Consider the following 11,071-nt stretch of genomic DNA (forward strand, 5'->3'; position numbering starts at 1 on the left):
CAAAGGAGGCGACGAAACACTCAAACCAGGCAAAAGCCTGAGCTTACCGACATTAATCACTTCCATACCCGAACACCACTCCGGCCGCGGTGCTGTAGCGGCACCAAACCCAGCTCCAGCTCACCCCGGCAAACAGAATCTTTCGCTCCTCGGGCTCCGGTCTAAAGAAACCTGTCAGTTGGTCCGAAGGCGAGGGCCCAACTGTACAACTGTTCCTTGCAGCCTGCTGAGCCGCCAAACAAATGAGTAAGGATTGTTTCCCACAAGAATAAAGGAGCCATATGGACGGGAATTACTTTCTTTGGATCATGGAATTTCATCAGGAATCAGATTATTTCCTGCCGCCACATTTTTACCGAAGTGGTGATAGGTCAGCCGATAAAAAAGCCAGCAATGAGAGCGCCCAGATAATAACCCAGACCGCATATCGCGATGTTTGTAGCCCGTCAAGTGAAATCAGAAAAACAGATGATACAATACCGCGGCAAGAAAGCCGCTAATGGCACTGAAGAATGTCCAGCAGAATGGCGGTTAATCAGTTTTGATTGGGTGTTTTTCAAGACCCACTCCCACCCTTAGTTTGGTAGGAGCCATCAGCACAGCCTCGTTGACGGCGGTTAGGAGACCCCATTGCCCGGCCTGTTGCTTTGATGCTAGATGTGTTTATTCGCCGCTTTATTGGGTTTTAAACTCGCGTCCGTACAATCGGAGCATGGGCCAACCGCCAAGCAACGTGGTCTTAGCAGAGATCTTGTTTTTAGCTCAATCCACTCTTGATCGAACACCACTGTTTTCAACTGGAACTGTTACAATTTTACATTAACTATCGGAGGGGATCTGTTTTTGTATTCCCCAGGTGGTTGGTCCATTGAGAAGAAAAACACCGAAATGAGGCGCTGAGTGGCGAGCAGAATGCGTATTAAGATCAATGCTGATGTTCTCAATACTATGCCCACTCGTGTTTGTTGAAATCAGAATGGCGGCATACTCTGGTCCGCATCAAACGTATCCCGGATGTTCACCCTCCCTCGTAAATATTATTGAATATGTTTCAGATTTTTGGGCCTGGTGGATCGAAGAGTTACCGTTGTAAGGCTCAAGTGGGCGGTTGTCGAACGGGCGATCGCAAAGGCGTTCTCAGTTTATCATCTGGCTGGAAAATCTGTTTGGGACTTTGCCAAGGTCTTTCAGGGAGGAGTTTTTAAATTTAATCCTGAATGATGCAATGAAGCAAGAAAGACAGTCCATCACTGAGCAGTTGCAGGGCTGGAAATGGACCTAATGGAAGTGGCCATTTTTTTAGCTCGTCTCCAGTGCCAGGTCCACATGGTTTAGAAACTCCAATCCACTTATTTAACACTTGGTAGAAAGCTCCTGGGTATTGCCGGATGTTCTTTGGTACTATTTTCGCAGAAGATCGGGCAGAGGATTATCGAATAAAAATGGGTTTAAAAATACCCCGATTGCTATTAGAGGCAAGTTTTTCAGGAGGATCGGTTCTGGTTTGGCCAGAGTTCCTTCTCGGCTGTTTCCTCAATTTTTTGGCACCCAATGCCTCGAACCAATAGGGCACCAAGCTGGATCAGATTTTCATAGGGCTTTGAAATGTAGCATTAATTTAAGTGGACCAACGAGAACGTATGAATGTTTGTTTCCTTGTTCAGTGAGATTCGGCGGAATCAAGCGCGACCATCGCGGAGTTTGCTGCATCAAGTAGCTCAAAGACAAAATGGACTCCGGACTCTGAAATTACATGAGGTGGATCAGATTTTTCTGCTAGACAACGCCTCTTGGCGGAGTCAATCCCTCAGGAGAATTGGCTCGACGACCGCGGTGTAAAAATGTATGGAGAATTGGCACACTGGAGAATCACCACGGAAAAATGATCGGGCTGTGTCGAAGACTTTTATAAATTCTCTATGCGCGATCGATTTACTTGGTGAAGGCGCACTCCAAAAGGAGGCGTTGTCTATTTTGACGTCCTTCAAACTTCAGACTAAATCGTGTCGTTCTTGTTTTCACTCAGAGTGAATTTTTTCACGAGACGCCCATCTGAGTTGTTCTGTTTTCAGCTTTCTTTAAAGAAGGCCGTGGCATGATTGGTGCTTCATGTTTCGCTCACCTATGTTGTCTGTTATCCCTATGGAGCTTGGAACTCATGAAATGGATATTCTGTTTAGTTGCTTTTGTGTAGGATTGTTTTTACAATAGCCAATGTCATGCTAAAGAGGTAAATCAGGTCCTTTTCTCATCTCAGCATCAGGTGTTTCTGTTGGTTTTGGACTATGGAGATATGGAGGTAGAATCAGAAACAAGAAGGACGGCCGAAATTCAGTTAAATCAAGAAGACAGCCGTCGATATCCGCTTGCCCCGGTTTGGATCTTATGTTATCGAAAAGTGGTCATAGTGGCCAAATCATTTCGATGGAAGGCTCAAGCCGAGCTTTGTTGGACCTGAACTCGCTGACCATTAAATCAATACCAAAGGCGCGTGGATCTTTCTTGTCTAAAGAACGTGAAAGCTATGATCAGGTAGAGCTGGTAAATACAGAAGACGTCGATCAAGGGGGAGCTTGGGAAATCCAGTTGAGGGGGCACTTTATTATTCGAGTGCTGTTCTTCATCTTAAGGTAATCAACAAAATTTTGGAAGCTTGCGGATTGATTTAAAGATTCATCACAGGTTGCAGGAGTCACTGAGCTAGCGTCAGGCCCGAACTGGTGCAGGAGCCTGAACTGGTGGAGGAGCCACAGAGTGTGCCTGAACCCGAAATTGAGTCTGTATGCAGTCTAAGTTACAAAGAGATTGAAGTGGAGATTGCTGCCCCGCCTAAAAAGCCATACGCCCAGAGCTACTCCGCCTGAGGCCGCTACTCACCACGTAGAAAAATATGGGGGTGACACTTATTTCTGTAATTCCAAGAGCAATCTCAGCCGTTTCACGAGGTTTCTCTAGATTTAGGCCTTGACGAAATTTTTGGCCAGAGCCAGCGTCGGGTTTCATTTCCAGTAAATAGAAACAATATTGTTGGAATAAAGATTTCGTGTGCTGCTGGATCAACAGAGATCATTGAGGTTGTTGCTGTTCTCCGAGACGGAAGCAGACGTTCGCTGTCAGAGCTCCATGGTCCTATAATGAGTGGTGACGAACTTGTGGTTGATTTAGGTTTTGCAATTCCCATTAAAGAAATTCTTGTCGTTTCTCAGGGGCTGGGGAGAAGAGCTGGTGAATCGGCCAGATATCAACTGATGGCCATCCAGTTGCAACGATAAGTGACTTTTGGTGGGCGGGGCGGACACCATCGTCAAGCAGCTGGAAACGAAAACCGTTCATAGTTTAAAGCAGATCTGTGGGGCTCCTAACGGAGCCTGATGAGGTTCGTGCAATCCCTGCCTTGGGGGGCCTACTAATTCCGGAAGATGACTTTCTAGGTTTTGCTTTCTGGATGCGTCCAAAGCGGCTGTCACGGATTGAAAGTGGGAGAAGGTCCAGCGACTTGAGGCAGGAAATTTCAAATGTTCAACAATCGAATCCAGTGTGGCTGCAAAACTTTCTCGCGCATAAGTGGGAGCTGCTGAGAGCCAATCGAATCTTTTCTTTGCAATGGTTTCTTTGACTTCCTGTTTGAGATTTGGGGGGAGATTGCGAATATCATAGTAGCTCGGATTGTTTAGGATAGTGAGATTGGGAACGTTGCCGACTCCAGGCAAATCAAGAGACTGAATCCAGTCGATGAGTTCGTCCAGTCTCAGAATGTTGTAAATCTGTACGGTCACATTAAACTGGATGACAAAGGGAGAGTCCTTCGCCCAGCTCGAGATTTCATGAACCCGATCGACAATCTTTGTCCATTTACTTGGGTAGTGTATGTAGTCGTTCAGTTCGCCGTAAGCATCAACACTGACATAAAAGAAAACTCTTTTGAAAGTTTGCAAGCACTTCAGAAGATCCTGATTCAGGACTGTGAGGTTTGTGTTAAAAGAAACTTCCGTGCTACGAGAAATGCCCGTTCTTTGTAGTTCCTTTAAGAGTTCCAGCGTCTCAGGAATAATGAGAGGTTCTCCTCCAGCCACATGAAAATTCCTGATATGGGGAAGGAGTGCCTTGAGAAAGGGTTTGAAACTTTTCTGTCCGATACCAGTCATATTTATAGCGCCACTAATAAAATGAGTTTTTCCCAGGTCAATTTGACCCGATTCCATTCAAGAGACCATTTTCTGCTTGCTCTCGGATTGCACATGCGACAAACAAGATTGCAGAAGTTTCCAAGTCGGAGGTCCAGATAAGAGGGAAGGATTGTCGTTCGTCCACGTTTATTAGTATTTTTATGATTTCAGCAATTCTGTCAGCGAATCGCCACTTTTCGATTTGTCGTCTGCTTCTTCCTTCGCACCTTTTCTACAGTTTTACATCTGGAGCAAGGCGCATCTTCCCTTTAGCATCTGTCGCCGAACTCTCATGAGGCTTGAGGCATTTTGTACTTTGTCTGGATCAGTCGTGTTGCTCACCTTTAGAATTCTTCCAAAGGTGGAACGAATGGAATTGCCATACTCTTCAGAGGTACAACAAATTTGATGTTCACCACCAAGATTAATAAAACGTTGGATCCAAGGCAAAACGCAGAAAGATTCCGATATTTTCGGGGAGTTGGCCTCCAAAGTGGCGCTTTGGTGAATAGTCTCCTCCCGGAGTCATTGCATCAACAGTCGTGCCCACGAATAAATCTCCATCTTAAGGTGAAATACGAGATGTGGTGTCAGTTCACTTGGTGTACTCTGAATCTGCCCGTGCCCGTGCTCATGTCAACAAAATCTAGTTAAGTTTAAATCCGGGGCTATTGTGGCAATTTTTGACGGAGAGATCAAACCCATATTTTATCGGCTTTCATGACGATGGTAGTCGATTTGTTGCGGATGAAAAGGATGAAGTCAAACATGCGGCTCTGGCTAGAAATGCGCAATGTGGAACTGCGGTGGTCCTGTGTTCTTTTTGCGTATGCCTCATTGTTTGCCCTTGGTTTTTTAGATAATGCTCGTGGTCCTTTTTTTCCCTTAGTGCTACAAGACCTTCACCTGACGGATACCTCAGGCTCTTGGCTATTTTCTGTGACCTCTCTGCTGAGCTTTATCGCGAGCTACTCCTGTCGGTGGTTGATTCCGTTGGCGGGATCGATGCGCGTTTTGCGGGAAGTTTATTTTTTGGGTCTTGGATTTCTGGGTTTGGGTCTTGGCGGAAACTATATTTCTGTACTGGTCGCCTCCGGAGTTCTGGGAATTGGTCAGGAATTGGATCGGTTGCTCAACACGTGCTTATTCAGGAAAGTTCACCAGAATCGCACTGGAACGCCTTTTTCTGGTCTTCATAGCAATTATGGGATGGCCTCCTTTTTAGCTCCTCTCACCTTCTCCTACGCCTATCGGGCTAATTATCCCTGGACCAAGATTGTTTTTTTGTTTAGCGGGATTCCCTTTATAATATTAATTTTTTCGTTTTTTCACTTTTCTAGAGGAAGAGGATTGCGAAATTCCCAACCGTAAGCTCATCTCCTGACAAAGGCATCAAAGGAATTAAAGGCATTGGACAGGAAAGTTCTTCGGAGGGCAAAGGTGAGGGCAGGAGAGCAAATCAAATGGGGATTTCAAGAAGATTGAGCCTTTGGATGGCCATGATATTGGCAACCTACCTTGTTGGAGAACTGTCACTGACCACGCGAATGGTGCTTTATCTGAAGCAAGTAACCCAATGGTCGGACGCGAGTTCGGCAAATGCCCTCACTTGTTTTTTTCTTTTGATGTTTTTTGAGTCGACTTGTTTTTTTGTGGGTCCCGGTTTACTCAAGAGCTCCAGTCGTCATGTGCTCTCATATTGTCTGATTTTTTCTACCCTCTTTTACGGCCTGGGGCTCAGTTATGATCCCGTCTTCCTAATTTTATGCGGCCTGAGCTTGGGGCCCTTCTTTCCAGTGTTCATTGAAACGATTGCTCAAGTTTTTGGAAAACAAGCCAGTCGCGCGTTTTCGGTCGCGATATCTTTTGGAACCTTGATGACCGTCATAATGCATTATGGATTGGGCCGCCTTAGCGATGAGATGGGGATTCAAGTTGCATTGTGGCTGGGTCCTGTGGCTCTGCTCTCTTCGTTTCTCATTTTATCAATTCTTGTAACCAAAATCCATTGTCCCATTTGCGAAACTTGACGTCTAAACCATAGATCTGAAAAGCGTAAATCGGTTTTTCACTCATCTACTTTGTTTGATCCATTTTCTTGTAGGCGGGTGGTCGCGGATCCGTGCTGAGACATTCTCTGATGGCGTGGAGAACCTCTGAAGCGGGCATTTCGAGCGAGTCTGATTTTTCGTAAGCGAAGAGCTCTTCCATCGCAGAAGATAAAAATTCTGTTGGGCAGAATCGGGTTGGTGACTTAGCCATCCAGAGAGGCTTCTGGGTAAGAGTCCCATTGAGGGATATAAGGCTTTATATCTAATACAGGTGTACCCTCGACCATATCTAAGCCACTGATCAATATCCGGTCGGCTTCAATCGACAAAATCTGCACGACAGTCATTCCGATCGCATTTGGTCGATGAGGGCTCCGCGAGGAAAAACCCCGATTTTTTTCCTCCCAATCGAGGAGGGTGAACCTTCTTGAGAAGAGTTTTATTTTTATTCTGATGAAATAGCCAGAGGACCCTGGCCAAGTGAGAAAAAGGATTCCAGTCCGGCGGTCATGGCAGGCCGTCAATGTGCTCTCAAAAAATGAATAGCACCATGACTGTGAGGCGAAATTCGTCCCTGTTTTGGCACTCCAAACTTTTCCGGGAAACAGGACTGGATATGCCCGATCGGGCTCATAGAGATGGAATGGGACATCAAGTTTCCTTCTTGGAAAGGCATACATATCAAGAACGAAGCAACAATCAAGAAAATCCGTTAATATTTAGTGAGTGACCTGGTCTGGTTGGGTCTCGACAAATTGACGAAGAAGACGATGATGCCCTCGCTGTAGTCCTATAAATCGCAGACCAAGTCCCGCTCGATAGTGCCCTGATTCGTAGTTTCTTCGCACGATCTGAGCTGAGCAGCTAATTCGATTGAGACTTCCGATAGTGAATTTGACATTTATCACATCCCCCTCACGCATCGGATACTCAAATTCGCTCCAGTCGTCGACCTGGACGAAAGCTCCGGTATCAGAGATCAAAGGTTCTCATGTCTATGCTCGATCCTCGAACGGGCTCAAGGGTCATGGGAAGGGAAATGGCTTTTCGGACAGCCTGAAGCCACCAGCGCTGTTCGGGATTTTTTATTAGATTCCAAACAACGGGAAGAGACACAAACCCGCAAAGCAAGGCAAATAGCAAGGTCGCCACCCAAGTCGTTGAGGGGGAGAAATCATGCCCGACAGATGCAAAACTACACCCAATTGTTCCAACCTATGGCAATGAGAGAGAAAGGAAGGCTCAGCGAGAGCCAGCGCGAAGCGCGAAGGATGAATGGGATATTCAGGACAAGGGAGAGAGCGACGAGGAGATTCAACAAAGAGATTTTTGTTAACATTTGAACGAGTTCAACAATGGCGTGGCCATAAAGGGAGAGTCACTTGCACAGGCAGTGAGATCAGATGCCTAAAAATATGATGGCGGATGCAAGGAGGATTTTAGGGTCGATTTCGCATAGAGATCCTCTCGATTTGAAAAATGGTACAGTAACTACTCACTCGATAACGTACTTTCGTGCCTCGATTAAATTCTCTGAGGCCAAAAAATTTTGATTATTTTCAAGTAGCCTTTTACACGTAAGCCCTTCGACTGGTAGGAGGCCAAAATAATTTGGGTGGCGAGTTGCTTGGAAACGCGGAATTCTGCTTGAGTTGTGAAAAGACAGATCGTCCGCCCAATAATCGGCAAGAATTAAGGAATGTCAGTCCTCCCGGAGCGACAGTTCCAGGATTGAGGCGCCAATCACTCTGGCCGTGAGCTTTCGCGTTAATCAGACCCTAACAATTCCGGCGGGAAAACGGCTGATCCGAGGCGACCTGGGCCAAGTAGGGTTGAAAACGAGCAATTTCCAAATCGGCGATAGGAGCTCATCGGGTGAGTCCAATGGCTTTTTAACAACGGTTGGCTTGAGGATTGAATGCTGATTCCCTGCGACGAGGCCGCAAGAAGGCTCGGATTAAAATTGAAGTCGTGAGACAGTCTGTCGATTCTGTCAAGTAGATTAGCTCAGAAAGAGTAAAGTCCTCGGTAGTGGTTGCAATCTGCTGGTCTGATCCACTCTCTGGCATTCGGGAAGCAGCCAAGACCGAATAACAGGAGGTTGATTTGGGCTTGTGAAAGAGGCGAATTGAATATGGTTATCCTTTTCAGCTCGAACCCTCAGATTTTTAAATTCCAGAGTCCATTCCTTGCGGGAGATGGATTCTACCTCATTGACAGTCGGTACGAGCTGGTGGGTGACTTCATAGCCATTGTAATAGACTCGCCAGCGTGAGCTCTCAGCAATGCCTTTGGGGTCAAATATAACAACTTTGAGGTCTCAAAGGACCATGAAGAACCAAGGGATTGGGAACAATTCGATTCTTGGGGTGATGGAGCTGGTCATAAGCCCTGCTTGTCCATCTTTGTTTTGAAGGGAAGGGGCTGCATGCTTGGATCTGGTTGCTGAAGTCAGACGGATGGATCAAATTTTAACCGAGAAGGGGTCGTCAGGCGATGGATTGCTCGAAAGGAGTGGTTGACCAACGCAGCCCCAACTACCTTAAATTAAGGCGAAAATTGGCAAAATTTTCAATTCCTTAACAAAACTAAAATCATCTGTTTGTGTATTTTCCACCGTATATATATTTCCGGAGGATTGCGCTAGGCGATGAGTCTGGCAACAGAATCAAGTCAAAATTAGTGGTCACGTGGTCCTTTTGGCTTTCTTCTTGGCTGTTGAGCATAATGGTATTGCGAGTTATTGGCCAAAAGATGTGCAAAATGGTTTTTTCTCTTTTGAGAGGTAGAGTGTGTCAAAATCAAAAATATTCCTTGGTTACACATCAGAAGAGCAAGCTCGATTGGAAGACCAGGCCCGCCTTCTTGAACCCTATGTTTATGAAGGAGTGGAGTTCAAGAGAGACACAAGCTTGCTTGAGGTCGGATGTGGCATTGGTGCGCAAAGTAAAATTCTTTTGAAGAGATTTTCTTCGATTAAAAAATTGGTGGGTATCGATATTTCCGAAGACCAGCTCAGAGTAGCGAGAGAGACCTTGGCCCAGGAGCTTCTGGACAACCAGGCTGAGCTGCATCAGTCCGATGCCCAGAGACCTCGCGATCCTAAAGGGGACGGACTTTTGATGGACCTTTTTATGTTGGTTTTTGGAGCATGTGCGGACCACTCTCACTTCTTCTTCGAGAATTGAGAAAGTATTTGATCCCTGGTTCGGAAGTCATACTGTCGGAAGTGAATAATTCTAGTTTTTTTGTTGATCCTTATAGTCCGGCTATTTTGCGGTACTGGATCGAGTTTAATGATTATCAGTGGTCGATCAAAGGACACTATGTAGGGGGTTCAGATGGGAAATCTTTTGATGCAAGCGGGTACAAAAACTTGTGACAGAACACCGAAGCCTTCATTTTGACGCTCGTCAGCCATGATCGCGAGAGGTTTTTCTCCTATTTTCGGGATCTGTTATTGGTGCGGCCCCGCCTTGATAAATGCTGACGCATTGCTCCTGACCTGGTAGAAGACGACCAGAAAAGAGTTTTCAGCCGTTCAGGGCGAACCCTACAGCGTGCTGTTTTACTCTTGGGTCAGAGGCAGAGCAGAGTCTTGATTTTGAAAAGGGGCTGCTGCGCTGATAAAAATCAAGCGTAGAGAGAATAGCGATTTGAAAACCTCAAAATTCCCGTTTCTTAAAAGTCTTCTTCTTCTCTCATCTTTGCTTGTTGTCTATGCCTTGGTTAGATTGATTTTACATTTATAACAGGAGGTCTATTCACTGGCTTTTCAAATAAGGGTGGCTGGAGTCTTTTCTACTAGGTTTAAGAGTTTGATTGGTTGCAATCATTCTTTTCAAATCTTCCGGTGTTTGTTTTCCTTATGAGCAAATATGGCACCAGAAGGGCTACCTAAAGGCTTTGGCCCTTTCCTTTTTATTGTTGTTAATTTGTTGTTTATCTCTTTGAATTTGGCTGATATCGAAGCTCTATCAATTGACAGGCAAAAAAGCACGATTGAATTTCTAGGATAGCTGAGACTCCAGAATCAAGCTGTTCAAGTGATTGTGCTTTAATGGTATTTGTCGCTTGCGGCGGTGGTGACCTGACCTATTGTTATACCGGTTTTTCCTGCATTCGTTCCTTCAAAAAATATCGAAGGGTTCATCCCATTTTGAATACCTTATTTTGGCAACCCTATGGCCTTATCTGCGCGTGGTGGTTGTGGGCTCAAGCCTTTGAAATCGACGAATGCTTTCATTTTCTCAGGATGAACTGGGGGGTCTTGGCGCTGAATTCTACCTTTGCCATGATACGATCAAAAGGGACTCCAGATCCGTCAGCGCGTTGAGAGTCTTTCGAAAATTGGAGTTGGATAAATATCTCCCCACAAATGTAACCTGGGCGTCCGCTCCGACTCCTTGAGAATGTGGTGTTGATTATTCTCGAGGCTTTGCGCTCAAGGTTTGTTGCGCCATAATAGAGGCAACAGATACACTCCTTTTTTGATAGACTATCTGCGAAAGAATGCTTTAAAAACAGGTTTGCAAACGGACGGAGATCCATCAAGCCATACCTAGTTGCTTTCCAGGAATTCCGACCTGTTGCCCGATCCCTTTATCACATCTGATTTTTCATCAAATCGCATCGAAAGGCCTTGGAAGCGTATTACGAAGAGAGGATATACGACAGGCTTTTCATGGAGCTGAAAATGGGACAATGTGTTTGATAGCTTTTCTCAGAGCTGGCTTTCAGCATTATTTCCCGGATTGAATGAGTATCCTCAAAGGAGGATTCAAATGGACATTAGGAGTTTTTGACGGCAGAGCCCTATTTTCAATTGCCGTGAGAGAAATTGATAAGACGCGA

Annotated in this window: 12 protein-coding genes; 8 read left to right on the top strand and 4 right to left on the bottom strand. The window is 45.6% G+C overall.

The features are described from left to right. The first annotated feature begins 1,068 nt into the window (after positions 1-1,068). The 3 genes from IPJ71_19815 to IPJ71_19825 all read left to right on the top strand — a co-directional run bounded on the left by IPJ71_19815 (position 1,069) and on the right by IPJ71_19825 (position 3,272). Positions 1,069-1,221 carry a hypothetical protein gene (locus tag IPJ71_19815; GenBank protein MBK7845888.1) on the top strand — a complete coding sequence of 51 codons (153 nt, stop codon included), beginning with the start codon at positions 1,069-1,071 and terminating at the stop codon, positions 1,219-1,221. 1,203 nt (positions 1,222-2,424) lie between these two features. Further along, a complete protein-coding gene (locus tag IPJ71_19820) occupies positions 2,425-2,634 on the top strand; it encodes a hypothetical protein (GenBank protein ID MBK7845889.1) in 210 nt (69 codons plus the stop codon). A 500-nt stretch (positions 2,635-3,134) separates the two neighbouring features. Beyond that, positions 3,135-3,272 carry a hypothetical protein gene (locus IPJ71_19825; GenBank protein ID MBK7845890.1) on the top strand — a complete coding sequence of 46 codons (138 nt, stop codon included), beginning with the start codon at positions 3,135-3,137 and terminating at the stop codon, positions 3,270-3,272. A 57-nt stretch (positions 3,273-3,329) separates the two neighbouring features. On the opposite strand, the gene IPJ71_19830 is transcribed toward IPJ71_19825, so the two are convergent. Then, positions 3,330-4,202 (bottom strand): radical SAM protein, encoded by an 873-nt coding sequence (locus IPJ71_19830; protein MBK7845891.1) that lies wholly within the window; start codon positions 4,200-4,202, stop codon positions 3,330-3,332. A gap of 732 nt (positions 4,203-4,934) precedes the next feature. Between IPJ71_19830 and IPJ71_19835 the strand changes: the two genes are divergently transcribed. Both IPJ71_19835 and IPJ71_19840 read left to right on the top strand, forming a co-directional pair. Further along, positions 4,935-5,537: a hypothetical protein gene (locus tag IPJ71_19835; protein ID MBK7845892.1), complete on the top strand. Its 603-nt coding sequence runs from the start codon at positions 4,935-4,937 to the stop codon at positions 5,535-5,537. Positions 5,538-5,629: 92 nt separating this feature from the next. After that, positions 5,630-6,196 carry a hypothetical protein gene (locus tag IPJ71_19840; GenBank protein ID MBK7845893.1) on the top strand — a complete coding sequence of 189 codons (567 nt, stop codon included), beginning with the start codon at positions 5,630-5,632 and terminating at the stop codon, positions 6,194-6,196. A gap of 46 nt (positions 6,197-6,242) precedes the next feature. Here IPJ71_19840 and IPJ71_19845 read toward each other — a convergent pair whose 3' ends face one another. From IPJ71_19845 to IPJ71_19855, 3 genes are read right to left on the bottom strand one after another with little or no spacing between them, the layout of a single operon-like run. Then, positions 6,243-6,428 (bottom strand): hypothetical protein, encoded by a 186-nt coding sequence (locus IPJ71_19845; GenBank protein ID MBK7845894.1) that lies wholly within the window; start codon positions 6,426-6,428, stop codon positions 6,243-6,245. Further along, entirely contained in the window at positions 6,421-6,897 is a 477-nt protein-coding gene (locus IPJ71_19850; protein ID MBK7845895.1) for an SAM-dependent methyltransferase, read from the bottom strand. The genes IPJ71_19845 and IPJ71_19850 overlap by 8 nt, the downstream gene beginning before the upstream one ends. 39 nt (positions 6,898-6,936) lie before the next feature. After that, entirely contained in the window at positions 6,937-7,200 is a 264-nt protein-coding gene (locus IPJ71_19855; protein ID MBK7845896.1) for a PilZ domain-containing protein, read from the bottom strand. 1,809 nt (positions 7,201-9,009) lie between these two features. Here IPJ71_19855 and IPJ71_19860 point away from each other — a divergent pair. The 3 genes from IPJ71_19860 to IPJ71_19870 all read left to right on the top strand — a co-directional run bounded on the left by IPJ71_19860 (position 9,010) and on the right by IPJ71_19870 (position 10,627). Further along, on the top strand, positions 9,010-9,405 hold the full coding sequence (locus IPJ71_19860; GenBank protein MBK7845897.1) for a class I SAM-dependent methyltransferase: 396 nt from the start codon (positions 9,010-9,012) through the stop codon (positions 9,403-9,405). Between the two features lie 41 nt (positions 9,406-9,446). Beyond that, positions 9,447-9,599 carry a hypothetical protein gene (locus IPJ71_19865; protein ID MBK7845898.1) on the top strand — a complete coding sequence of 51 codons (153 nt, stop codon included), beginning with the start codon at positions 9,447-9,449 and terminating at the stop codon, positions 9,597-9,599. A gap of 854 nt (positions 9,600-10,453) precedes the next feature. Further along, entirely contained in the window at positions 10,454-10,627 is a 174-nt protein-coding gene (locus tag IPJ71_19870; GenBank protein ID MBK7845899.1) for a hypothetical protein, read from the top strand. Positions 10,628-11,071: the final 444 nt, after the last annotated feature.

The sequence above is a fragment of the Bdellovibrionales bacterium genome (assembly GCA_016714165.1).
Lineage (GTDB): Bacteria > Bdellovibrionota > Bdellovibrionia > Bdellovibrionales > UBA1609 > JADJVA01.